21 protein-coding genes are annotated in these 22,927 nt (G+C 70.9%); 6 read left to right on the plus strand and 15 right to left on the minus strand.

Features of this window, described 5'->3' with window-relative positions; all coding sequences use genetic code 11:
• Positions 1 to 6 precede the first annotated feature (6 nt).
• The 5 genes from AB0F17_RS01575 to AB0F17_RS01595 all read right to left on the minus strand — a co-directional run bounded on the left by AB0F17_RS01575 (position 7) and on the right by AB0F17_RS01595 (position 6,008).
• Complete coding sequence (locus tag AB0F17_RS01575; protein ID WP_358014415.1) at positions 7 to 1,338, minus strand: MFS transporter; 1,332 nt, start codon at positions 1,336 to 1,338, stop codon at positions 7 to 9.
• A 118-nt stretch (positions 1,339 to 1,456) separates the two neighbouring features.
• Positions 1,457 to 2,122: a TetR/AcrR family transcriptional regulator gene (locus tag AB0F17_RS01580; RefSeq protein ID WP_358014418.1), complete on the minus strand. Its 666-nt coding sequence runs from the start codon at positions 2,120 to 2,122 to the stop codon at positions 1,457 to 1,459.
• Between the two features lie 12 nt (positions 2,123 to 2,134).
• Positions 2,135 to 4,081, minus strand: a complete 1,947-nt coding sequence (locus tag AB0F17_RS01585; RefSeq protein WP_358014421.1) for a TIM barrel protein — start codon at positions 4,079 to 4,081, stop codon at positions 2,135 to 2,137.
• A 15-nt stretch (positions 4,082 to 4,096) separates the two neighbouring features.
• Entirely contained in the window at positions 4,097 to 4,951 is an 855-nt protein-coding gene (locus tag AB0F17_RS01590) for a shikimate dehydrogenase (RefSeq protein ID WP_358014424.1), read from the minus strand.
• A 94-nt stretch (positions 4,952 to 5,045) separates the two neighbouring features.
• A complete protein-coding gene (locus AB0F17_RS01595) occupies positions 5,046 to 6,008 on the minus strand; it encodes a GNAT family N-acetyltransferase (protein WP_358014427.1) in 963 nt (320 codons plus the stop codon).
• Positions 6,009 to 6,076: 68 nt separating this feature from the next.
• On the opposite strand from AB0F17_RS01595, the gene AB0F17_RS01600 reads away from it, so the two are divergent.
• Positions 6,077 to 6,397 carry an STAS domain-containing protein gene (locus tag AB0F17_RS01600; RefSeq protein WP_358014430.1) on the plus strand — a complete coding sequence of 107 codons (321 nt, stop codon included), beginning with the start codon at positions 6,077 to 6,079 and terminating at the stop codon, positions 6,395 to 6,397.
• Here the strand turns inward: AB0F17_RS01600 and AB0F17_RS01605 are convergent.
• A complete protein-coding gene (locus AB0F17_RS01605) occupies positions 6,378 to 7,952 on the minus strand; it encodes an MDR family MFS transporter (RefSeq protein ID WP_358014433.1) in 1,575 nt (524 codons plus the stop codon). The genes AB0F17_RS01600 and AB0F17_RS01605 overlap by 20 nt on opposite strands.
• 99 nt (positions 7,953 to 8,051) lie before the next feature.
• Between AB0F17_RS01605 and AB0F17_RS01610 the strand changes: the two genes are divergently transcribed.
• Positions 8,052 to 8,597 (plus strand): helix-turn-helix domain-containing protein, encoded by a 546-nt coding sequence (locus AB0F17_RS01610; protein ID WP_358014436.1) that lies wholly within the window; start codon positions 8,052 to 8,054, stop codon positions 8,595 to 8,597.
• Between the two features lie 68 nt (positions 8,598 to 8,665).
• Positions 8,666 to 9,097, plus strand: a complete 432-nt coding sequence (locus AB0F17_RS01615; protein WP_358014439.1) for an ATP-binding protein — start codon at positions 8,666 to 8,668, stop codon at positions 9,095 to 9,097.
• Here the strand turns inward: AB0F17_RS01615 and AB0F17_RS01620 are convergent.
• On the minus strand, positions 9,084 to 9,302 hold the full coding sequence (locus AB0F17_RS01620; protein WP_358014441.1) for a hypothetical protein: 219 nt from the start codon (positions 9,300 to 9,302) through the stop codon (positions 9,084 to 9,086). The two genes, AB0F17_RS01615 and AB0F17_RS01620, sit on opposite strands and share 14 nt — an antisense overlap.
• A 56-nt stretch (positions 9,303 to 9,358) precedes the next feature.
• Positions 9,359 to 10,309 carry a Ppx/GppA phosphatase family protein gene (locus tag AB0F17_RS01625; protein WP_358014444.1) on the minus strand — a complete coding sequence of 317 codons (951 nt, stop codon included), beginning with the start codon at positions 10,307 to 10,309 and terminating at the stop codon, positions 9,359 to 9,361.
• A 98-nt stretch (positions 10,310 to 10,407) separates the two neighbouring features.
• Here AB0F17_RS01625 and AB0F17_RS01630 point away from each other — a divergent pair, with 98 nt between their 5' ends.
• A complete protein-coding gene (locus tag AB0F17_RS01630; protein WP_358014447.1) occupies positions 10,408 to 11,556 on the plus strand; it encodes a UDP-N-acetylglucosamine--N-acetylmuramyl-(pentapeptide) pyrophosphoryl-undecaprenol N-acetylglucosamine transferase in 1,149 nt (382 codons plus the stop codon).
• 10 nt (positions 11,557 to 11,566) lie between these two features.
• On the opposite strand, the gene AB0F17_RS01635 is transcribed toward AB0F17_RS01630, so the two are convergent.
• From AB0F17_RS01635 to AB0F17_RS01655, 5 genes are read right to left on the minus strand one after another with little or no spacing between them, the layout of a single operon-like run.
• A complete protein-coding gene (locus AB0F17_RS01635) occupies positions 11,567 to 12,454 on the minus strand; it encodes a hypothetical protein (protein WP_358014450.1) in 888 nt (295 codons plus the stop codon).
• A 21-nt stretch (positions 12,455 to 12,475) separates the two neighbouring features.
• Positions 12,476 to 13,381 carry a hypothetical protein gene (locus AB0F17_RS01640; protein ID WP_358014453.1) on the minus strand — a complete coding sequence of 302 codons (906 nt, stop codon included), beginning with the start codon at positions 13,379 to 13,381 and terminating at the stop codon, positions 12,476 to 12,478.
• 33 nt (positions 13,382 to 13,414) lie between these two features.
• Positions 13,415 to 14,299: a hypothetical protein gene (locus tag AB0F17_RS01645; RefSeq protein ID WP_358014456.1), complete on the minus strand. Its 885-nt coding sequence runs from the start codon at positions 14,297 to 14,299 to the stop codon at positions 13,415 to 13,417.
• Between the two features lie 48 nt (positions 14,300 to 14,347).
• A complete protein-coding gene (locus tag AB0F17_RS01650; RefSeq protein ID WP_358014459.1) occupies positions 14,348 to 14,500 on the minus strand; it encodes a hypothetical protein in 153 nt (50 codons plus the stop codon).
• Positions 14,501 to 14,516: 16 nt separating this feature from the next.
• Positions 14,517 to 15,965 (minus strand): hypothetical protein, encoded by a 1,449-nt coding sequence (locus AB0F17_RS01655; protein WP_358014463.1) that lies wholly within the window; start codon positions 15,963 to 15,965, stop codon positions 14,517 to 14,519.
• Between the two features lie 169 nt (positions 15,966 to 16,134).
• Here AB0F17_RS01655 and AB0F17_RS01660 point away from each other — a divergent pair, with 169 nt between their 5' ends.
• Entirely contained in the window at positions 16,135 to 16,791 is a 657-nt protein-coding gene (locus AB0F17_RS01660; RefSeq protein ID WP_358014466.1) for a response regulator transcription factor, read from the plus strand.
• Positions 16,788 to 17,945, plus strand: coding sequence for a HAMP domain-containing sensor histidine kinase (locus AB0F17_RS01665; protein WP_358014469.1), 1,158 nt, complete (start codon positions 16,788 to 16,790; stop codon positions 17,943 to 17,945). Before AB0F17_RS01660 ends, AB0F17_RS01665 begins: the two co-directional genes overlap by 4 nt.
• Positions 17,946 to 17,954: 9 nt before the next feature.
• Here AB0F17_RS01665 and AB0F17_RS01670 read toward each other — a convergent pair whose 3' ends face one another.
• Together AB0F17_RS01670 and AB0F17_RS01675 are read right to left on the minus strand one after the other, a co-directional pair.
• Positions 17,955 to 20,993 carry an AAA family ATPase gene (locus AB0F17_RS01670; protein ID WP_358014472.1) on the minus strand — a complete coding sequence of 1,013 codons (3,039 nt, stop codon included), beginning with the start codon at positions 20,991 to 20,993 and terminating at the stop codon, positions 17,955 to 17,957.
• A 77-nt stretch (positions 20,994 to 21,070) separates the two neighbouring features.
• Positions 21,071 to 22,927 (minus strand): propionyl-CoA synthetase, encoded by a 1,857-nt coding sequence (locus tag AB0F17_RS01675; RefSeq protein WP_358014475.1) that lies wholly within the window; start codon positions 22,925 to 22,927, stop codon positions 21,071 to 21,073.

The raw sequence follows: 22,927 nt of genomic DNA on the forward strand, positions 1-22,927 counted from the left end.
CGCCCCTCACGCCCTGCTCGCCGTCGGCGCGGGGGTGGCGGGCCTGGCGCCGAGCTGGTCGGTGGGGATCCGGTACGTCTCCCGCGCCGTGGCCACCGCGGCCACATTGATCAGGCACACCACCGCGGTGAGCACCGAGACGCCCAGCCAGCTACCCCGGCCCGTGCCGGCCACCGCCGTGGCGACCGTGGGCGCGAACCCGGCGATGGCGAAGCCGATCTGCGTGCCGATCGCCATCCCGGACAGCCGCACCCGGGTGCTGAACATCTCCCCGTAGAACGACGGCCAGACCCCGCTGGTCGCGCTGTGCACGACGCCGAACATCAGGATCCCCACCACGAAGATCAGCGGATAGCCACCGGCCGAGATCGCCCAGAGATAGGCGAAGATCAGCACCGCGCACCCCAGCGAGCCGCCGATGAACACCGGCTTGCGCCCCACCCGGTCCGACAGCGCCCCCCACAGCGGGATCGTGATCACCGCCGCGACATTGGCCAGCACGCCGACCCACAGCATGGGCGCCCGCTCCAGCCCCACCGTGTTGACCGCGTACGACAGCGCGTGCACGGTGAAGATCGTGCTCACCGACGCGATGACCGCGGCCACGACCACCCGCAGCACGTCCGCCCGGTGCTCGCGGAACAGCACGGCCAGCGGCATCTTGGCGACACCGTTCTCGGCGACCTCGCGCTCGAAGGCGGGCGTCTCCTCCAGCGTGCGCCGGATCACGAACCCCACCGCCGCCACCACGATGCTCAGCCAGAACGGCACCCGCCAGCCCCAGCTCAGCAGCTGGTCCTCGGGCAGCGCGGCGATCGGCAGGAAGATCGCGGTCGCGATGATCTGCCCGGCCTGGGTGCCGTTGAGCGTGAAGCTGGTGTAGAACGCACGCCGTCCGGCCGGGGCGTGTTCGAGCGTCATGGAGTTGGCGCCCGCCTGCTCACCCGAGACCGAGAACCCCTGCATCAGGCGCAGCACCACCAGCAGCACCGGGGCCAGCACCCCGACCTGGTCGTAGGTGGGCAGGCAGCCGACCAGGAACGTCGACAGGCCCATCAGCACCAGCGTGGAGACCAGCACCTTCTTGCGCCCGAACTTGTCCCCTATGTGGCCGAGCACGAACGCGCCGACGGGCCTGGCGAGGTAGCCGACGCCGAATGTGGCCAGGGCCAGCAGCGTTCCGGTGCCCGGAGCGGACGTGGGAAAGAAGATCTTGCTGAAGACCAGGGCGGCGGCGGTGCCGTAGATGAAGAAGTCGTAGTACTCCAGGGCGCTGCCGATCCAGGCGGCGATCGCGGCCTTGCGCGGCTTGCCCTGGGGGGTGGGTGCGTCGGTCACGGGGGCTCCTCCCGGGTGAGAATAGCCCCGAAACTAACTCACTGGTTCGTACATTACAAGGGTGTGAACGACCCTTCTCCAGAGCGGCCGTGATCGTGTGCGGCGGTTCGGCCGCAGGTCACGTGGACGCGCCCGCACCGCGCAGGTAGGCGACGGTCAGCTCGCCGACCATCGCGCGCAGCCGGGCACGGTGCTCGGGCGCGGTCATGTCGCGGCCGAACAGTGCCCCGAACGTGTGCTGGTTGGCGACCCTGAAGAAGCAGAACGCGCTGATCATCATGTGCACGTCGATGGCGTCGGCCTCGGTGACGAAGTCGCCGGACTCCTGCCCCGCGTCGAGGATGCGGGAGATGAGGTCGAGGACGGGCGCGCCCAGGTTGGCCAGCAGCTCGGACTTGCGGATGTGCTCGGCCTCGTGGATGTTCTCGATGCCGACCAGCTTGATGAAGTCGCGGTGCGCGTCGTGGTGGTCGAAGGTCAGCTCCGCCAGCGTACGGATGGCCTCCACCGGCGCCAGGTGCGCCACGTCGACGGTCCGCTCGGCGGCCCGCACCTCGGTGTAGGCCTTCTCCAGGACGGCGATGTAGAGCTGCTCCTTGCCGCCGAAATAGTAGTAGATCATGCGCTTGGTGGTGCGCGTCCGCTCGGCGATCTCGTCCACCCTGGCCCCGGCGTATCCGTGCCGCGCGAACTCCCGCTGCGCCACCTGGAGGATCTCCGCCTTGGTCCGGTCGGCGTCACGCTGGCGTTCGCCGCCGGCGCGGGCGAGTGGCTGCGAGGTCATGGGGCTCCATGGTCAGGCCGACGGGGTCACGTTCATGGTAGATGACCCTTGTCCTCCCCAGGCGTGCTGTGCGGCCAGGCGTACGGGTGCGTTGGCGGCGCCGTAGCCCTGGTAGCCGCCGACGCGCTGGACGATCTCGAAGAACACCCGTCCGGCCGTGATCGTGTACAGGTGGAGGAACTCCCCGTGCTCGTCCCTGTCGTACAGCAGGCCGAGCTCCCTCAGCTCGGGTGGCGCGTCGTACCGGGCGGCCAGATCGTCGTAGTAGTTGGCGGGGACGGGGAGCAGCAGGCCGGGGTGCGCGGCGCGCAGCCGGCGGGCGGTGGCCACGATGTCGTCGCAGGCCAGGGCGATGTGCTGCCAGGGGATGTGCTGGGCGCCGACCTGGTTGATGTTGAGCACCATCCGCAGGGCGCCGTCCTCGCTGGACATCGCCTTGCTGCGCAGCAGGCCGTAGGGGTCGGGGACCTCCAGGCTCTCCTGGGGGCGCAGGCCGAGGACGCCGCGGTAGAACAGCGCGGCCTCGTCGAAGTGGTGCCTCGGCTGGGTGAGCGCCACGTGGTCGATGTGCGTGATGCCCCCGGCGGCCGGTGCACGGGCGGCTCCCTCGGCGCGGGTTCTGAAGTCGTCGGTCCAGCTCGAATGGTCAGGATGGTCGGTGCGGCAGAAGAAGAGCTCGGTCCCGTCCGGTGCGGCGATCGCGTCCAGCCTGGCGTCTCGCGGGGCGCGGTGGCGGGGCAGCACCGGCGACAGCAGCGACTCGGCGCGCTTCACGGAACCGGCCGGGTCGGGGCTCTCCAGGCCGATCGCGGCGAGCGCGGGCCCGTCTCCGGTGGCGTTGAGCAGGATCCGGGCCTCCCCTTGTTCCCACAGCTCGACCGGCTTTCCGGCGTGCGTCCCGGTGCGTACGAACCCGAGAGCGGCCAGCAGCCCGCGCAGCTCGGGGGCACGGCCGGGCAGCTCACCAACCGGGACAGACGGCCCGAAGTCATGGCCGGACGCCCCGCCGACTGGGACGGGCGGCTCACCGACTGCGACGGGCGGCTCGCCAACTGGGACGGGTGGCTCGGCTGTGGGGACGGACAACTCGGCGAACGCGAAGCCCGCCGGGATGACCGGGGGCGGGATCGGCGGGGTCGCGCCGCACCGCCGGGCGGCGGCCTCCTCCAGGGCGATGAGCGACCGCATGGCGTCCAGGGACGTACGGCCCGCGTCGGCCTGCCGGAAGCCGTCGTTGAACACCTCCAGCGACAGCGGCCCGGCGTACCCGGTCTCCAGCACGTGCGTCACCAGCCCCGCCAGGTCGAAGGTCCCCTGGCCGGGGAAGCAGCGGTAGTGCCTGCTCCACTGCAGCACGTCCATCGCCAGCAGCGGCGCGTCGGCCAACTGGAGGAAGAACACCTTCTCGCCCGGGATCGCCTCGATGCCGATCGGGTCGGAGCCACGCGACAGGATGTGGAAGCTGTCGAGACAGGTGCCGAGGTTCGGGTGGTCGGCCATGCGCACGATCCGCCAGGCGTGCAGGTACTCGTTGACGTGCCTGCCCCAGGCCAGCGCCTCGTAGGCGATCCTGATGCCGTGCCCGGCCGCGCGTTCGGCGAGCAGGCGCAGTTGTTCGGCGGCCAGCTTGTCGTCGTCGATCGCGTCGGGCGACACGCTGGAGCAGACCAGCAGCAGGGTGGCGCCGAGGCGTTCCATCACCTCGAACTTGCGCTCGGCGCGGCGCAGGTTACCGGCCAGCACGTCGACCGGAACCGCCTCGAAGTCGCGGAAGGGCTGGTAGAGATCGATGCCGAGGCCGAGGTCATGGGCCCGCGCGCGTACCTCCTCCGGGCTCAGCGGGGAGACGAGCAGGTCGTTCTCGAAGATCTCCACGCCGTCGAAGCCCGCGGCGGAGATGGCGGTCAGCTTCTCCGCCAGCGTGCCGCTGACCGAGACGGTGGCGATGGACTTACGCATGTGCGCGACCTCCGGTCAGGCGTCGATCAGGGCGGTGAGGTGGGTGAGCATCCGTTCGGGGTCGGGCTCGCGGCCGGTGAACAGGCGGAAGGCGTGCGCGGCCTGGAAGACCACCATGCCGCCGCCGTGCATGGTGCGGCAGCCGAGCGCCCCGGCCCGGCGCAGCAGTTCGGTCTCCAGGGGCCGGTAGACGATGTCGGCCACCCACAGCTCCGGGCGCAGCAGCTCCACGGGGAGCGGCAGCCCGGGGTGCTGCGCCATCCCGGTGGGGGTCGCGTGCACCAGCCCGTCCGCCGCGGCGAGCAGCCCGCCCAGCTCGCGCTGGGCCGCGGCGCGGATCCGGTCCGGCCCGAACCGGCCGGCCAGGTCGGCGGCGAGCGAGGCCGCCCGGTCCTCGGCGGCGTCGACCAGCACTACCTGGTCGGCGCCGAGGGTCAGCAGGGCGTGCGCCACCGCCGCCCCCGCCCCGCCCGCGCCCAGCTGCACCACCTGCCGGGTTGGCGCGTCGGGCAGTCCCCGGGCGAACGACTCCGCGAACCCGGTCCAGTCGGTGTTGTGCCCCACGGCCCGCCGCCCCTCGAACACGACGGTGTTGACCGCGCCGAGCATCGCCGCGTCCGCGGACAGCTCGTCCAGGAAGGGGATCACGGTCTGCTTGCACGGGTGGGTGATGTTGAGGCCGTCGAACCCGAGCCGCCGCGCCGTGCGGATCAGCTCCCCCGCGGCGTCGGCGCCCAGCCCCAGCTCGCCGATGTCGAGCAGCCGGTAGACGTAGCGCACGCCGTGCGCGTCCGCCTCGCGCTCGTGCAGCGCGGGGCTGAACGACGGGCCGATCCCGGCGCCGATCAGGCCGATCAGATAGGAGCTCATCCGCTCTCACTCTCCTCCGGTGTCCTTCAAATGTACGAACTAGTACGTTCGTACGCTAGACCGGAAGGAGTACCACCCGTGAGAGCCGGGTCACTCAGGAAGCCCGGACGGGCCGGATCAGGCGGCGCCAGACGTCGATCACCAGGACCGGCCGCATGCCCGCCGACAGGTAGAGGTCGAGCGCGGGCGTGGTGTTGTTGGAATCGACGTGCAGCAGAGTCCCCCGCCGCCCACGCGCCGCGTCGGCGGCGAAGGCGTGCCGGAGCAGGAAGCGCCCCAGTCCCTTGCCCCGATGCTCGGGCAGGACGGCCAGCGTGGCGACATAGCCGCAGTCCTCGTCCGGCACGAACTGGTTGTTGCCGACCACCAGCGCCGCCGGCCGGCCGTCGATCCTGGCGACCGCGAGCTGGCTCCAGTCGGTGACGCTCTGCGCCTGCCGGCGCTCGAGCCAGTGCTCGTAGTCGACCTTGACGAAGCCGAAGTGGTCGGCGAACGCCTCCTGCTGGACCTGGTGCGCCTGCCTGCGGACGGCGTCCGTCTCCCCGCTGTGGAGGGTGAGCCCCGAGATCGGGGCGGGCGGCTCGACCGGGCCTTCGTGGTCGATGCGCATGCGGTGGAAGCTGGTGCCGGGCGCGAAGCCGTAGGCCTTGGCGAGCGCCTGCTTGCCGGTGTCGGCCCGGTAGATGCCGATGTCGACGGTGGCGGCGTCGTGGCCTCGGGCCAGCGCCAGCTCCCCGGCGCGGTCGAGCACGAGGCGCCACAGCTCGTCCGCGAGCCCCTCGACGCCGGGACGCACCAGGATCTCCGTGTCGATCATGTCGCTGTCGCCCTTGGCGCATACCCAGGCCCAGCCGACGAGCGTGCCGCCGGCGTCGTGGACGAGCCAGCCGTCCGTGTCGAGGTCGAAACCCGGCTCCGCCAGCTCGTCGGCGATGTCGTCGACCGTGGCGTCGGGAACGCCGATGACGGCGAGGTCGCAGGCCGCGACGAGCTCGTGGATGGCGGGCGCGTCTTCGGCCCGTGGACGGCTGAACCTGTGGGCAGCGGACGGCTTCATGGCAGCGATTTTCCCGAATCCGGACGCCCCGCGCCTCCTATTTTCGGTGCGGTGGATAAGCTGAGGCCGTGCTCGACAAGACGCCGTTGCGCATCGACGTCGCCACACCGGACGCGACGACGATCCGGCTGGCACTCAGCGGCGACCTCGATTTCGACACCGCCGCCGATCTGACGGGGCTGACGTTGGACGCCGGATACCGCCGGCTCGACGTGGATCTGTCGGAGCTGGCCTTCATCGACTCCTCCGGCCTGGCCGCTCTCGTACGGCTCCAGCGGCAGGTCGAGGGCGCCGACGCCGTGCTGCGCGTGGTGGCGTTGACGCCCTATCTGCGTAACCTGATGCGGATGACCGGGCTCGACAAGCTGTTCAGCCTGCCGCCGGGCTGACCGCCTCCTCCTGCGCGGCGGCCCCGGCTGACGGGCCACCGCGCAGCGGGATCTCCTTGACGAAGACCGCCAGCACCGGCACGACCACGGCGAACACGATGGCCCACCAGAAGACGCCGGAGATCGACACGGCGAGCGACTCCAGCAGGCCGGTGCGCATCCGCGGCGGCATCTGGCCGAGCGCCGCCGGATCCAGCCGGCCGCCGCCCTTGGCGATCCTGTCCGCCGCCTGCGCGCCGAACCTGCCGGTCAGCTCCGAGGAGAAGTGGTTGTTGAAGACGGCGCCGAACAGCGAGACACCGAACGAGCCGCCGATCGACCGGAAGAACGTGGCGGCGCTGCTGGAGACGCCGAGGTCCTTCTGCTCGACGCTGTTCTGCGCGATCAGCATCGTGGTCTGCATGAGGAAGCCCATGCCGAGGCCGAGGACGGCGATATAGATCCCCGTCTCCCAGCTGGGCGTGGTGACGTCCATGGTCGACAGCAGCCACATGGCCACGGCCATGCCGACGCCGCCGAGCACCGGGTAGATCTTGTACTTGCCCGTGGCGGTGATGGCCCGGCCGACGAACAGCGAGACGACCATGGCCGAGGCCATCATCGGCAGCAACAGCAGGCCCGAGTTGGTGGCCGACGCGCCCTGGACGGTCTGCTGGAACAGCGGCAGGAAGTTGATGGCGCCGAACATGGCGAAGCCGAGCAGGAAGCCGACGCCCGAGATCAGGGCGAAGTTGCGGTTGCGGAACAACTGGAGCGGCATGATCGGCTCGGCCGCCCGGCCTTCGACGAAGATGAACACCGCCAGCGAGACCACGGCGGTCGCGGCCAGGGCGAGGATCTGCCAGGAGCCCCAGGTGTACTGGTTGCCGCCCCAGGTCGTGATGAGGACCATCGCGGTGATGCCGATCGACAGCAGGATCGCGCCCAGCCAGTCGATCCGCACCTGGTTGTGCAGCTTGGGCAGCTTCAGCTTCAGTGCCAGCAAGGTCAGCGCGATGGCGCCGACCGGGAGGTTCACGTAGAAGGCCCAGCGCCAGTCGAGGTTGTCGGTGATGAAACCGCCCACCAGCGGGCCGGCGATCATGGCCAGCGACATGACGGCCGCCATGATGCCCTGGTACTGGCCGCGCTCGCGGGGCGGCACCAGGTCGCCGATGATGGCCATCACGTTGACGATCAGGCCGCCCGCGCCCAGCCCCTGCAGCGCGCGGAACCCGATCAGCTCGGCCATGCCGCCGTCGGTGCCGCCGAGCAGGGAGGAGCCCGCCATGCCGCAGAGCGCGGAACCGATCATGAAGACCACGATCGAGATCATGAAGATGGTCTTGCGGCCGTACAGGTCGCCGATCTTGCCCCAAATGGGGGTGGAGACGGTCGTCCCCAGAACATAAGCTGTGACGACCCATGACAGATGTGTCAGGCCCCCGAGCTCGCCGACGATGCGCGGCATCGCCGTACCCACGATCATGTTGTCGAGCATGGCCAGGACCATCGCGAGCATCAGCCCGGGCAGGACGACCATCACCTCACGCCGTCGTCCGACTGCCTCCGCCACCACGCACCCCCTGGTGAGAGCTTGCTTACTTGCCGACCGGCAAGCATAGAATAAGCTAGATACCCTCTCTGCCGGCCGTCAAGTCGAAATTGGTGCACATTGCGGGAAGACACCCGGAGCAGGATCCAGGAGATCGCGCTCAAGCTCTTCACCGAGCAGGGTTACGAGGCGACTTCGCTGCGAGAGATCGCGGAGGAGCTCGGCGTGACGAAGGCCGCGCTCTACTACCACTTCAAGACCAAGGAAGACATCGTCGCCAGCCTGGCCGACATGCGCGTGGCCGACATCGAGGAGCTCCAGACCTGGTTCAGGAGCCTGCCGAAGACGCCGGAGACGCGCCGCGAGCTCGTCCTGCGTTACGCCGCCAAGCTGACGAACCCCCGCTATCTGGAGGTCGCCCGCTTCATGGAGCGCAACCAGACGGCCATGCGCGACCATCCGAAGATCCATCGGATGCGCGAGGTGATGCTGGAGCTGACCGACGAGCTCAACGACCCCGGCGACCCGCTGGCCGTCCGCATCAGCCGCTCGATGGCGCTGTTCACGCTGCACGCCGGCAAGTGGATGTCGCAGGACAAGAAGCTCACCGACGAGGAGATCAACGAGGCCGCCATCGAGGTCGCGCTCCGCCTGATGGAACCCTAGAGACGATTGGGGCGGGCCGGATCGGGCAGGAGGCATTGACGCGTCCGGACGGAGACGGAGGAGGTGCGGTGGAGGCCACGATAGCGCTCCGGCTGCCCAGGGATGCGGCGAGCGTCCCTCTTATCAGGCAGATGTTCGACGGCACGCTCAGGTCGCTGGGAGTGGAGCCGCAGATCCGCGACGACATCGAGCTCATGCTCACCGAGGCGTGCGCCAACGTCGTCAGACACGCGGGCCCGAGTGACGAGTTCATGGTGTGCGCGGGGGTGTACGACAAGCTCTGCGTCATCCGGGTGATCGACATGGGCGGCGGCTTCGACCCGCCCAACATCAGCGAGGCACCCCTCGGCGCCGAGTCCGGCCGGGGGATCCAGATCATGCGCGCGCTGGCCGACGACATCCGCTTCACCAACCGGCACGAGAACGGGTCGGTGGTGTGCCTGGAGAAGCGCCTGCGCTTCGCCCCGGGCGCGGCCGGCCCGCACTTCATGGCGAACTGAACTCCCTCGATCCCCCAGACGGGCGTACGGGCTCATGCTTGCGGTGAGACCGCGCCAGAACCGGCTCCGCCTCGGACCGCCGGGCGGTCGATCCCGCCAGCAGCCCCAGCGTGATCAGGACGACCACGGAGATGAGGAAAACGGCCACGAACCCCAGGATGAGGACGATCACCAGCGAAGCGATCGTGCTGAGCGCTGCCAACATCCGCCGGAGATGCCCCGAGAACCGGATCTTATGCGGGAGAATCGGGTAGATCGCGGTTACCGCGGCGTCACATCCAGCCGCCCCGGCAGCATGTCGAGGCGGCGCAGGATGACGCCCTCACGCAGCGCCCACGGGCAGACCTCCAGCCGATCGACCTCGAACAGGTCCATGGTCGCGTGGGCCACGATGGCTCCGGCTGCCAGTTGGAGGGCCCGCCCGTCGGACACGCCGGACAGCCCGGCCCGCTCGGCCGAGCTCATGGTGGTCAGCTTGACGGCCCAGTCGGCCATGTCCTGCCGCGACAGCGACCGGGAGACGTAGAGGCCGTCGTTGGTGGGCGCGGCCCCGGCGATCCTGGCCAGTTGCTTGAAGGTCTTGGAGGTGGCCACGACCCGGTTGGGCTCGCCGTGTCTGACGATGCCGCCGACCGTGCGAGCGATCTCGGCGCGTACGTGCCGGCGCAGCTTGCGCACCTCGTCGGCGGTCGGCGGGTCGGCGCCGAACCAGTCGCGGGTGAGCCGCCCCGCGCCGAGCGGCAGCGAGACGGCGACGTCGGGCTCCTCGTCGACCCCGGCGGCGATCTCCAGCGAGCCGCCCCCGATGTCGAAGGCGAGCAGCCGCCCCGACGACCAGCCGAACCAGCGCCGCACGGCCAGGAACGTCAGCCTGGCCTCGTCGCTGCCGGACAGGACCTCGATGTGCACGCCGCAGCGGTCGTTGATCTGGTCGAGCACGTGCTCGCCGTTGGCGGCCTCGCGCACGGCCGAGGTGGCGAAGGCCAGGAAGTTCTCGACGCCCTTGTCCTCGGCGATGCGCAGCGCCTCCTCCACGAACTCACCGAGCCGCTCGATGCCGTCCGCGGACAGCTCGTTGTGCTCGTCGAGGTGCTCGGTCAGCCGCAGCTCCTCCTTGTGCGAGTAGGCGGGGAGGGGCCGCGCGCCGCGGTGAGCGTCGACGACGAGTAGATGGACGGTGTTCGAGCCGATGTCCAGCACGCCGAGTCGCATGGGCAAACGCTACCGGTCAACGGTCTGTACGGCGAAGCCGAGTCCCAAGTGGCCGTGCGGCGCGACTGTCCTGCCCGCCGGGGCCATAGTCTGATCGCATGTCACGAACCCTGCGACTGTTGATCACCGGCGGCGGCACCGGTGGTCACACCTATCCGGCCCTGACGACCCTGTCGGCCGTCCAGCGACGTCAGGTGCCGCACGACGTGCTCTGGGTAGGCACCGCGAACGGCCTGGAAGCCAGGATCACCGCCGAGAACGGCATCCCGTTCAAGGCCATCACCACCGGCAAGCTGCGCCGCCGGCCCAATGTCAGGGAGCTCGGCACCAACATCGTGGACGTGTTCCGCATCCCGGTGGGCGTGGTCCAGGCGATCGGGCACGCCGCCCGCTACCTGCCCGACGTGGTGCTGTCGACCGGGGGTTACGTGGCGGTGCCGATCGGGGTGGCGGCCAAGCTGATCCGCCGGCCGCTGGTCATGCACGAGCAGACCACGGTGGTGGGGCTGGCCAACCGGATCCTGGCCCGGCTGGCGACGCGGATCGCGCTCTCGCACGAGTCGTCCCTCGCCTACCTGCCGCCGTCGGCGCGCGCGAAGGCCCTGGTGACCGGCAACCCGATCAGGCCGGAGCTGCTGCAGGGCAATCGGGCCGCGGCCTACGACCTGTTCGGGCTGACGTTCGAGGTGCCGCTGATCTACGTGACGGGCGGCGCGACCGGCAGCAAGCAGATCAACACGCTGATCGCGGAGATCCTGCCGCGGCTGCTGCCGCACGCCCAGATCGTGCACCAGTGCGGGCCCGCCTGGATCGACCAGATGCGCGCCATCGAGCTGCCGCCGGACCTGGCCGATCGCTACCACCCGGTGCCGTACGTGGGCGCGGAGCTGCCCGACCTGTTCGCCGCGGCCGACGTGGTGATCTCGCGCAGCGGCGCGGGCACGGTGTCCGAGCTGACCGCGATCGGCAAGCCCTCGGTGCTCATCCCGCTGATCCCGACCGGCGGCGACGAGCAGCGCAAGAACGCGGGCTACCTGGCCTCCGCAGGCGGGGCCCGCGCGCTGCTGGAGCCGCACCCGACAGGTGACCAGTTGCTGGCCGAGCTGATGCCGCTGCTGGCCGACCCGGGCCTGCGCGCGACGATGGCCGAGGCGGCCCGCGAACTGGGCCGGATCGACGCGGCCGACGCTCTGTGCGACGTGCTCCTGGAGGCCGCGAACCAGCGCCGGCTCGGGGATCCGGCCTGACCGGCCGGGCTCAGGGCTCCAGGTAGCGGAACGCCTCGTGGGCGGAGCTCACGCTCCGCCGCAGCGCCCGCTCCAGCTGGTCGGCGTCCTCCGCGAGCCGGGCGATCTCCGGTACGGCGAAGCCGTCGGCGCCCGACTCGGAGACCAGTTCCTCATACTGGTGGAGCCGGCCCCGCAGCTCCTCGATCTGGTGGTGGGCCCGGTAGGCGAGCTCGGCTTCGGCCACGTTGACGGCGTACCGTTCCAGCGCCTCCACCCGGGCCACCACGGCGTCCTCGCTGCTGTCGAGCGCCCGCGCGAGCGGCTCGGCCACGGCGGCGACCTCCGGCGTGATCCCCTCCGACATGGTCTCGCGGTGCTTGGTCCGCAGCGCCGACAGCTTGGCCAGCAGCCGGGCGATCTCCCACTCCTGCGCGGGCAGCATCACGGCGTTGCGCACGTCGTCCAGCAGCCCTTCGACGTTGACCGCCGAGTGCGTCACCGTGGCCACGGCCCGCCGGGCCCGGGCGAGCAGCCTGCGGGAGGACTCGTCGAGGTCGACGGGGAGCACGTACCGGCCCTCGTACCAGCGCAGTTGCTCGTAGACCTCCCGGTCGACGGTCATCTCCTCGTCCTCGTCGAGGTCCCCGCGCAGGAAGGCCACGAGCAGGATGGGAACGGCGATGAGGCCGAGCACCAGCAGGCCGCCCGTTCGGGGGCCACCGGCTCCGACCAGCAACAGGGTCAGCGCGATCAGGGTGATCACCGTCATGGCCACGCGCCCGGTCTTGCCGGAGACCCTGGAAGGCTGAGGGTCGGGCACCCAGCCGCGGCGCATCCTGATCAGGAGACGCTCGCTTTCCTTGATCAGCTGGGCGTCATCCTCCGGGACACCTGGATCGACTACCACATCCGCCACAAAGTCGGATTTTATGGGATGTCACCCATTCAAGTGCCGGAATGCCTCGTGTGCCGAGGTCACGCTGTCGCGCAGCGTCTCCTCCAGCCGGTCGGCGTCCTCGGTGAGCCGGCTCAGCTCGGGCACCGCTGAGCGGTCGGCACCCGACTCGGCCAGCAGTTCCTCATAGCGCGGCAGCTTGGCGCCGAACCGCTCGATCTGGTGCCGGGCCCGGAAGGCGCGCTCGGCCTCGGCCACGTGCCCGGCGTAACGTTCCAGCGCCTCGACGCGGGCGAGCACCGCCTGCTCGCTGCTCGCCAGCGCCTCCCCCAGCGGCTCGGCGACGGCGGCGACCTCGGGCGTGAGCCCCTCGGCGACGACCTCCTCGTGCTCGCTCCGCAGCGCCGACAGCTTGGCCAGCAGCCGGGCGATCTCCCACTCCTGCTCCGGCAGCATCACCGCGTTGCGCACGCCGTCCAGCAGGCCCTCGGCGTTGACGCGCGACTCCATGACCGCCTCGACGGCGGCGCGGGCGCGGGCCAGCAGCGCGCGGGCGCCCTCGTCGAGATCCTCGCCGAGCACGAACCGCCCCTCGTACAGGAGGGCGTTCTCGTAGACGTCCAGCTCCCGCGCGCGCCGCCGCGCGGTCTCCGTGTCGGTGCGCGGCCTGAGCAGCACGCCGACCACGAGCAGCGCGGCCACGGTCATGACGACCACGAAGGAGGTGTACCGTCCCTCCAGGAAGAAGCCGAACCCGGTGGCGACCGCCCACAGCGCGGCCACTCCGGCCGCCGCGCTCGCCACGATGCCGAGCGTCGGGTCATACCGCCTCTTGCGGACCGGCGCCCACCCCGTCCGCATGCCCAGCAGCAGCTCGCGGTGGCCGCGCAGCAGCTGCGCGATCTCGTCTGGCACCGCCGGATCCACCATGACCTTCGGACAGGGCACGTAAGGGATCCTATGTGGCGGTCTGTCAGAGTGTCAGCTTTCCAGGTAGCGGAACGCCTCGTGCGCCGAGCTCACGCTCTTGCGCAGCAGCCGTTCCAGGGCGTCGGCGTCCTGGGCGAGCTTCTCGATCTCCGGTACGGCCAGCGCGTCGGCCCCCGACTCGGCCAGGAGCTCCTCGTAGCGCGGCAGCCGGGCCCGCAGCTCCTCGATCTGGCTGCGGGCGTGGTAGGCGCGCTCGGCCTCGGCCACGTGCCCGGCGTAACGTTCCAGCGCCTCGACACGCGCGACGACCGCGGCCTCGCTGTTGGCCAGGGCGCGGTCCAGCGGCTCGACCACGGCCGCCACCTCCGGCGCGATGCCGCGGGACAGCAGCGCCTTGTGCTCGCCGCGCAGGGCCGCGAGCTTGGCCAGCAGCCTGGCTATCTCCCACTCCTGCTCCGGCAGCATCACGGCGTTGCGCGCGTCGTCCAGCAGGCCCTCGGCGTTGACGTGGGAACGCAGCACGCCGCCGATCGCCCGCTGCGCTCTGGCCAGCACCAGTCTGGCCTCAGCGTCGAAGTCGTCGGGCAGCAGGTAGCGCCCGTCGTACCAGCGGGCCTGCTCGTAGACGCCGCGCTCCCGCGGCCGGCCGTGCTGCGGCACCTCGTTGATGGAGGCGATCTTGACGAGCACGATGAAGACGAAGGAGCCCAGCAGCACGAACCCGATCGGCGCCGCATGCGAGGCCAGCAGCAGGGACATCAGTGCGACGACCACGGGCGTGGCGGCCAGCAGCATCATGCTCGACGGCCGCCGCCGCTCGGGCGGCGGGGCGGCGGGGGGTACCCATCCTGCTCTGATCCTGGACAGCAGCGGGGCGTTGGCACGCAACATTCCGGCGACCTCCGGGGGTACTCCCGGATCGACGACCACACCCACGCTCTGTCCTGGCACCCTGGCGCCCCCAACGCTCGTGATGTCCGGATACTACGGAACATTTCCCATGAGCGGCAGCCTCGCCGAGGACAGTCGGGGGAACCACCTGGTGCGCCCGCCGAGCACTTCCATGATCGACGGCACCAGGACGAGATGGACCACTGTGGCGTCTACCAGCACCGCAGCGGTCAATCCCAGGCTCATGACCTGCAGTGCGCGATCATGGAACGTGCCGAGCGCGGCGAAGACGCCGAACATGATCGTAGCCGCGGCGGTAATAGCCTGAGCGCTCCCGGTCGGCATCCGAGCGGCGTAGGGCCAGTGCGGCGGCGACGCAGGCGACCGGGATGGCGGGCAGCACATAGCGGTGGTCGAAGTCCAGTGCCGCCACCGGCGCGACGAGCAGGAACATCGCGAACGCCCACGGCAGCAGGGCCGGGCGGCGGCGGCCTATCGCCCCGGCCGTGCCCGCCAGGAGGATCACGCCGAACAGCGTGCCGTGCAGGAACCACGGGTACGGGTAGGCGGCGAGGACCGACCCGAACGGCTCGACCGAGCTCATGCCGCGGATGGCCGGGTCGTACTCCTTGCGTACCTGGCCGATGAGGCCGTGCTCCTCCGGCAGCCGCCACGAGCCGTGCGGGAAGGTCGACATCGCGGTCACCCGCTTGGGGTGCTGCACCGGCTCCCAGGTGAAGGCCAGCGAGGTGTCCTCGACGATCTCGCGCAGGTAGTCGAGCGGCTGGGCGGCGATGGCCTTGACGGCGAACGACCGCGCCAGGTCGTTGTAGGCGAACCGATCGCCGGGCAGCCGGTTGAGGGAGGCGCCGGGCGCCCAGACGTACTCGGAGGCGGCGTCGACGACGGTGCCGTTCGGGCAGAGCCTGGCCTCCGCCGCCGGCGGTTTGATGATCGAGCAGTCGGCGAACGTCATCGTCCGGGCCCAGAGGGCGACGCCGTCGCCGCCGCTCAGCGCGAACCTGCCGTGATACTGGGCGTACCAGCCCGCGTAGGCGAGCAGCGGCAACGCCCCGGCGAGCACCAGGGCGACGACCCGCCGCCACGGGGTGCGGCGCAGCAGCAGGTAGAGCGCGGCCAGGCCGAGCAGCGGCACGGCGGCCGTGCGGGTCAGTCCGGCCAGCGCGAGCAGCGCCCCGGCGAACGCGGCGGCCCGGGGCGACACCTCCTGGCGCCACATCAGCACCGTGAGCGCGGCCATGACGAGGAAGATCACCTGGAGGTCCGAGAGCACCGCGTGCTCCAGCCGCAGGAACGCCGGATCGAACAGCACCGGCCCCGCGGCCAGCGCGGCCCCCCAGCCGGGTAATGACCAGCGGCGCAGCAGCACGTAGATCAGCACGCCGACGCCCAGGCCCATCGCGTGCTGCACGCCGACGACCAGCTCGACGCTGTGGAAGGGCCGCAGCAGCCACAGGAACCACGAGTAGCCCGCCGGGTGGAAGGCCCCCTGCGGGCGCATGTGCACGGCCGTGTTCAGGTAGGTGAACGAGTCGTACCAGTAGACCTGCGCGGTGTCGTACCCGAGCATGACCAGCACGCGCAGCGCCGCGGCCAGCACCAGGACGATCCCGAACAGGCGGTGACCCGCCCTCCCCAGGACGGGATCGGCCAGGCGGGGCCGCGCGGGCGCCACAAGAGCGGCAACCATGACATCTCTCCCCCGTGAGAGGCCGGGCGAGTCCCGGCCACAGGGAGGGCAGTCCACCGAGTCGGCGCTAACCTGAGCGTCACCAAAAGTGGTTATGTCCGCGTTATGCCGGCTGGAGCAGACTGTCGGGACTTTCGATCTTCACAGGGGATCTTCACAGGGGGCGACATTGCGGGTGCTGGTCGCGGAGGACGAGCGCATGCTGGCCGACTCGATCGCCGAGGGGCTGCGGGGCGAGGCGCTGGCCGTCGATGTGGCCTACGACGGCGACGGGGCGCTGGAACGGCTCGGCGTGCACGACTACGACGTGCTGATCCTGGACCGGGACCTGCCGCTGCTGCACGGCGACGAGGTGTGCCGGGCGGTGGTCGAGCGGGGGTTGCCGGTCAGGGTCCTGATGCTGACCGCCGCCGGGGATGTGCGGTCGAGGGTGGCGGGGCTGTCGCTGGGGGCCGACGACTATCTGCCCAAGCCGTTCGCGTTCGAGGAGCTGGTGGCGCGGGTGCACGCGCTCGGCCGCCGGGCCAGGCGGGCCGACCCGCCGATGCTGGAACGCGCCGGGGTACGGCTGGACTGGGCGCACCGGCAGGTGTTCCGCGAGGGCCGCTACGTGCCGCTGGCGCGTAAGGAGTTCGGGGTGCTGGCCGAGCTGCTGCGGGCGCAGGGCGCGGTGGTCTCGGCCGAGGAGCTGCTGGAGAAGGTGTGGGACGAGCACATCGACCCGTTCACGAACACGGTGCGGACCACGATGATGAAGCTGCGCAAGAAGCTCGGCGACCCGCAGGTCATCGAGACCGTGCCGGGATCGGGGTATCGCATCGTATGAGCGTCCGTCTCCGCTTCGCCCTGGCCTGTGCTGGGGTGTTCTTCGTTCTCGGCAGCCTGCTGTTGACGGGCGTCTACTTCCTTGTGCGGCAGAACCTCGAGTACCGCGCCGGCCTCATCACCCCGACATACTTCACCGCGGGTAACGGCTGGTACATACACAGGTACGACGACTATTACGAGATCACGCGGAATCGGGTGCTCCACGTCCGCACCGTCTACCAGCGCGACACGCTGTCCAACCTGCGCACCATCGGCGCGCTGGCGGTGCTGGCCGCCACGGGCGGGGCGTTCGGCGTGGGCTGGCGGGCGGCCGGATGGGTGCTGCGCCCGGTCAAGTCGGTCACCGAGACCGCGCGCCGGGTCGCCCAGAGCCACGACCTGACCGACCGGATCGACTACGAGGGGCCGAACGACGAGCTGAAGGAGCTGACCGGCACCTTCGACACCATGCTCGGCCGCCTCGCCCGCTCCTTCGACAGCCAGCGGCGCTTCGTCGCCAATGCCTCCCATGAGCTGCGCACCCCGCTGACCATCAACAGGACGCTGGTCGACGTGGCCGTGCGGCGGCCCGACGCGACCGACGACGTCAAGCGGCTCGGTGAGTCGCTGCTGCTGGTCAACGCCCGCAACGAGCGGCTCATCGACGGCCTGCTGGCGCTGGCCGAAGGCGAGCAGGCGATGCTGGACCGGCGCCCGTTCGACCTGACGGATGTGGCCGAGCACGTGCTGGACCAGGCGGCGGAGGAGGCGGCCGGGCGGGAGGTGACGATCCACCGGCTGCTGGACTCCGCGCCGACGACCGGCGAGGCGGTGCTGGTGGAGCGGCTCGTCCAGAACCTGGTGGAGAACGCGATCAGGCACAACCAGCCCAAGGGCGAGGTGTGGGTGACCACCCGGCGGCGCGCCGAGCAGGTGGAGCTGGTCGTGGCCAACACCGGCCTGCACGTGCCGCCGTACGAGATCGAGACGATCTTCGAGCCGTTCCGGCGGCTGCACGGTGACCGGCTGCGCTCCGACCGGGGCAGCGGCCTCGGCCTGTCGATCGTGCGCGTCATCACCGAGGCCCACCGCGGCACGGTCGTCGCCCGGCCGCGCGACGAGGGCGGCCTGACGATCACGATCGAGCTGCCGGTGGACCGGTCGGCCGCCTGAGAGCTGTTTCTAGGGCGTGCGTACCTCGCGCATGACCGCTTCCGGGACGCCCGCCCGCAGGAGGATCTCCCAGCTGTCGGACCGCTCGAAGAACATCGACTCCAGCAACGGCCGCCACAGCGCCGGATCGACGCCGTCCTCGGCCAGCCCGCCGACTATCCCGGCCCGGTCCTGGAAGGGCATGGCCGGGCCCTCCAAGGTGAGGGCCCGCAGCACCAGGTCGAGCAGCCGCCGGCTCCTGAGCGTCTGGAAGGCGGTGACCGCGGCGATCGCGTCGGCGTAGAGCGCGACGCGCGCCTCAGCGCTCGAGGGGCGGTTCATCAGCACCTCCTCGACCAGGCGGGTGCAGCTCACCACCTGGCCGGACGTCCGCTGCACGACGATCAGGCCCGGGTGCGCCTCGTCGTCGGCGTGCAGGGAGTCGGTCAGCAGGTCGGCGTCGACGTTGAGCAGGTAGGGCCGTTCCTCCAGGGCGTAGGACCTGTAGCGGCCCAGCGTCCTGGTGCGCCTCACGGGCTTCGCCTGGCCGAACCACCAGCCCGCGCCCTCGAACCCCCACGACTCGGCGCTCCCGCCGAGCCGGATGTCCCGCTTGCCGCCGTCCACCACCCTGCGCGCGGGCAGGGCACCGATGAGGCCGGTCCAGCCCTCCCCGCCGAGCTGGCTCTTCCACAGATGCGCGTACGAGCTCCACCGGGCGAAGTCCCCCGAGTCCTGGAGCAGCTCCGAGACGCTGACCGGTTTGTCCGACGCGGCCACCACCAGGAGGGTGAGGTTGGCCGCATAGGCGGCCAGGCGGCGCGGCACGGGATGCCGCACCGGGCGGAAGGCGAGGAAGGAGCGGCGCGGGCGCTCGTGGAGCGACTCGCGCAGCAGCGCGCTGAGCAGCGTCACGCTCCTGGCCCGGACCTCGGCCGGCAGCGCGCCCAGCAGCTCCATGGCGAAGCCGACCGTCGGCCCCCGCTCGGCCAGGCAGGAGAACGACGTGACGGCGTAGAGCAGGTCGTCGTCGACCAGCTGGCCGGCCAGATCCTCGTCGCGGCCGTGCCGCCTGACCAGGTCACGCAGCGCGTACACGGCCAGCCAGGCCACCAGGAACTCACCGAACGTGGCGTGCAGGAACTCGTAGTCCCGCGTGTGGTTCGCGTGCACGAAGAAGAACCGCTCGATCGCCCGCCGCGCCCAGCCACCCTCGTCCTGCTGTTCCTCGCCTGGCGCCCCGCACAGGGCGGGCAGGTCCCGGTCGAGGGCGGCCTCCGAGACGACCGCCCGGCCGCGCACGAACATCGACAGCGCCACGGCCCCGAGCCGCACCAGCTCCCGGTCCACCAGCCCGCGCCGGCGGGCGGGCGGCAGCGCCCGCGTCTCGGGGTTCTTGCCGATCTCGCGGTCGGCGACGCCCCTGATCAGCGACTCGTAGAGCTGACCGCGGCCGAGAACCGCCTCGTCGCGCTGCACCGCGTTGTCGGCGGCGTCGTGGATGGCCAGCAGCAGCAGGAGCAGCGGCTGCCTGGCCAGCTCACCCTGGGCCAGCGCGACGTCGGCGGGCAGCGGCGTCCTGCCGCGTCTGGACAGGACGGGGCGGTTGGTCTCCGCCCAGATCTCCAGCCACTGGCGGACCTGCTCTTTCTCGAACGGCTGGAGCTCGAGCGTGAGCACGCCCTGGGGGAACCTGACCCGGTCGGCCACGACGGTCCGGCTGGTCACGATCACCGCGACGGGCCGGCCGAGCCTGGACTGCTCGTCCTGGAACTCCTGGACCTGCTCCAGGTAGTCGTAGCGGTTGGTGTCGGCGGCCTGGAGCAGCTCGTCGAACCCGTCGAGCATGACGACGGGCAGCATCCCCTCCGCCGCCTCCACCAGCTCCTGATATTTCACCTTCTCTGGGAGTACGGGGGAAATGCCCTGCTCGATCTGCGAGATCACGGACGACTCGGCGGCGACGTCGCGCAGCTCCACCTTGATCGGCAGGAACTCCGAGGAGGCCAGCCGGGCCGCGAGCACCTCGGTCAGCTTGGTCTTCCCCGACCCCGGCTCGCCCAGCACGACCAGGGGCGCCTGGGTGGCGTGCGGCGAGGTGAGGTGCCCCACCAGGAACGCCTCCGCGTCGCTCAGTTCCAGCCGGCTCTTCCACCAGCTCTTCACGGCCGGCGCGCACTCGCCCGTCATCTCCGCGACCTTGCACCGGGGGCTGATGTACCCCTCGCCGAGCAGCGGCAGCGTGACGTCGTCCGGCGCCCTGCCGACGGCCATGAGCGACTGGTCGAGCGCGGCGGCGGCCAGCCTGACCAGATGGATCATCGGCCGGTCGCCCACGCGGGGCGGCGCCAGCTCCGCCAGCAGCCGCGCCACGCGCGACAGTCCCGGGGCGAACGTCTGCGTCTCGGTGACCAGGCTCCACATGCGGAACTCAGGGCTGTCGAGCGTGAGCGAGCGGTAGTCCTCGTCGTAGATCCGCAGGGCGTGCGCCGACGGCCCCTCCACGAGCAGCACGGGGACGCGGAGGCGTTCGTCGGCCGAGAGCTCGTCCCACACCGCCACCTCCCGCACGTACACCGCCACGGCCTCCGACATCCGCCGGTAGTGGTGTTCGACCGCCTCGCGGGTCTCGGCGTAGGGGCGGTGCGGCTCGGGCCTGGGCAGCGGTTCGGTGAGTAATTTCGCCACCAGTTCGGCGAACGCCGCCGCGCGGGTGCCGCCGGCCGCGCGGTCCCGGTCGAGCCGGTCCAGCCGGAACGGCAGGCCGGCCCGGCCGAGCGCCTCGAAGTAGGACGAGACGATCACCACGGCGTGGACGGCGGCCAGCCGCTGGGTTCGGGCGAACCGGCCGGCGCCGCTGCGCCATTCGGGCACGCGCCGCACCACGTCGTTGCCGTAGCGGACGGCGTCCTCCTGCAGATCGCGCAGGCCCAGCGCCAGGTCGGCGCCGCCGGCGAGCGCCCATCCGGTCAGAGCGGCCGTCGCGGCGAAGTCGACCACCTTGACGAGCCTGCTGTCCTTGCAGCCGAGGATCTTCAGTGCGTCGGCGTAGCTCAGGGTCTCCGTCATCACGGTCTCCGAAGAGCGTGGGAATTCCCATCATGTCGCGTTCCATCGCCCTCAGGGAGGGTTTAGCCGGATCGGGCTCAGAGGGCGTCGGCGATCTCCGTCAGGGCCGCCGGGTCCTCGATCGTGGAGGGGGCGCGGTAGTCGCGTCCGGCCGCGATGTCCCGCATGGTGGCGCGCAGGATCTTGCCGGACCGGGTCTTGGGCAGGCGGGACACGACCACTGCGCGGCGGAAGGCGGCGACCGGGCCGATGCGGTCGCGGACCATGGCCGAAAGCTCGCGCTCGATGTCGGCGGGGTCACGGTCGGCGCCGGCCTTGAGCACCACGAAGCCGACCGGGAGCTGCCCCTTCAGCTCGTCGTCGACGCCGATCACCGCGCACTCGGCCACGTCCGGGTGGGCCGCGATGACCTCCTCCATCGCGCCCGTGGACAGCCGGTGGCCCGCGACGTTGATGACGTCGTCGATGCGCCCCATGACGAACAGGTAGCCGTCGCCGTCGATGAAGCCGCCGTCGCCGGTCAGGTAGTGGCCGGGATAGCGGGTCAGGTACGACTCGGTGAAGCGGGCGTCGTCGCGGTAGAGCGTCGGCAGCGCGCCGGGCGGCAGCGGCAGCCTGATCGCCACCGCGCCCTCCACTCCGGGCTGGCACTCCTCGCCCTCCGGGTCCAGCACGCGCACGTCCCAGCCGGGTACGGGCTTGGTCGGCGAGCCCGGCTTGATCGGCAGCGGCTCGATGCCGACGCAGTTGGCCGCGATCGGCCAGCCGGTCTCGGTCTGCCACCAGTGGTCGATGACCGGGATCCCGAGCAGCTCGGAGGCCCAGTGGTAGGTGTCGGGATCGAGCCGCTCCCCGGCCATGAAGAGGTACCGCAGTCCCGACAAATCCCATTTTTGCGCGAAATTTCCGGATGGGTCGTCTTTTTTGATGGCTCGGAGCGCGGTCGGCGCGGTGAACAGGGTCCGTACCCCGTGCGTGGCCACGACCCGCCAGAACGCCCCCGGGTCGGGTGTCCCGACCGGCTTTCCCTCGTACAGGACGGTCGTGCACCCGGCCAGCAGCGGCGCGTAGACGATGTAGGAGTGGCCGACCACCCAGCCCACGTCGGAGGCCGCCCAGTAGACCTCGCCCGGCGCCGCGCCATAGACGTGGGACATGCTCCAGTGCAGCGCGACGGCATGCCCGCCGTTGTCCCGCACGACCCCCTTGGGCACACCGGTGGTGCCGGAGGTATAGAGGATGTAGAGCGGATCGGTGGCGGCCACGCTCACGCACCCGGCCGGCGCCGCGTCGCGCACGGCCTCGGCCCAGTCCAGATCCCGCCCCTCGACGAGGCCGGCGGGCGACTCGGGCCGCTGAAGGATCACGCAGCGCGCCGGCCGATGCCCGGCCTGCTCGAGGGCGGCGTCGAGCAGCGGCTTGTACGGCACGATCCGGGTCGGCTCGATCCCGCAGGAGGCGGAGAGCACCACCTTGGGCTTGGCGTGATCGATCCGTATGGCCAGCTCGTTGGCGGCGAACCCGCCGAACACCACGGAGTGCACGGCGCCGAGCCGGGCGCAGGCCAGCATCCCGATCACCGCCTCGGGCACCATCGGCATGTAGATCACCACGGTGTCCCCGGCGACGACGCCGAGATCCCGCAGCATCCCGGCGGTCCGGGCCACGGAGTCGAGCAGCTCGGCGTAGCTGTAGCGCCGCACGACCCCGGTCACCGGACTGTCGTAGATCAAGGCGGTCTGCTCACCCCGCCCGCCGGCCACGTGCCGATCGACGGCGTTGTGGCAGGTATTCAGCCGCCCGCCGACGAACCAGCGCCCGTTGTCGAACACGGTCGTGGGGGCCACATCCCACTCGATGCCCTGGGCCGCCTCCCCCCAGAACGCCTCGGGCTCCACGATGCTCCGCTGGTAGACCGCATCATAAGCACTCAT

Source organism: Nonomuraea sp. NPDC026600, from assembly GCF_040638335.1.
In the GTDB taxonomy this organism is placed as follows: Bacteria; Actinomycetota; Actinomycetes; order Streptosporangiales; family Streptosporangiaceae; genus Nonomuraea.

What these genes read in the sequence shown, in the direction of transcription:
- AB0F17_RS01580 (WP_358014418.1), bottom strand. Translation starts at nt 2,122, where the DNA reads ATGACCTCGCAGCCACTCGCCCGCGCCGGCGGCGAACGCCAGCGTGAC.
- AB0F17_RS01585 (WP_358014421.1), bottom strand. Translation starts at nt 4,081, where the DNA reads ATGCGTAAGTCCATCGCCACCGTCTCGGTCAGCGGCACGCTGGCGGAG.
- AB0F17_RS01590 (WP_358014424.1), bottom strand. Translation starts at nt 4,951, where the DNA reads ATGAGCTCCTATCTGATCGGCCTGATCGGCGCCGGGATCGGCCCGTCG.
- AB0F17_RS01595 (WP_358014427.1), bottom strand. Translation starts at nt 6,008, where the DNA reads ATGAAGCCGTCCGCTGCCCACAGGTTCAGCCGTCCACGGGCCGAAGAC.
- AB0F17_RS01620 (WP_358014441.1), bottom strand. Translation starts at nt 9,302, where the DNA reads ATGTTGGCAGCGCTCAGCACGATCGCTTCGCTGGTGATCGTCCTCATC.
- AB0F17_RS01625 (WP_358014444.1), bottom strand. Translation starts at nt 10,309, where the DNA reads ATGCGACTCGGCGTGCTGGACATCGGCTCGAACACCGTCCATCTACTC.
- AB0F17_RS01630 (WP_358014447.1), top strand. Translation starts at nt 10,408, where the DNA reads ATGTCACGAACCCTGCGACTGTTGATCACCGGCGGCGGCACCGGTGGT.
- AB0F17_RS01650 (WP_358014459.1), bottom strand. Translation starts at nt 14,500, where the DNA reads ATGAGCCTGGGATTGACCGCTGCGGTGCTGGTAGACGCCACAGTGGTC.
- AB0F17_RS01655 (WP_358014463.1), bottom strand. Translation starts at nt 15,965, where the DNA reads ATGGTTGCCGCTCTTGTGGCGCCCGCGCGGCCCCGCCTGGCCGATCCC.
- AB0F17_RS01665 (WP_358014469.1), top strand. Translation starts at nt 16,788, where the DNA reads ATGAGCGTCCGTCTCCGCTTCGCCCTGGCCTGTGCTGGGGTGTTCTTC.
- AB0F17_RS01670 (WP_358014472.1), bottom strand. Translation starts at nt 20,993, where the DNA reads ATGACGGAGACCCTGAGCTACGCCGACGCACTGAAGATCCTCGGCTGC.
- AB0F17_RS01675 (WP_358014475.1), bottom strand. Translation starts at nt 22,927, where the DNA reads ATGAGTGCTTATGATGCGGTCTACCAGCGGAGCATCGTGGAGCCCGAG.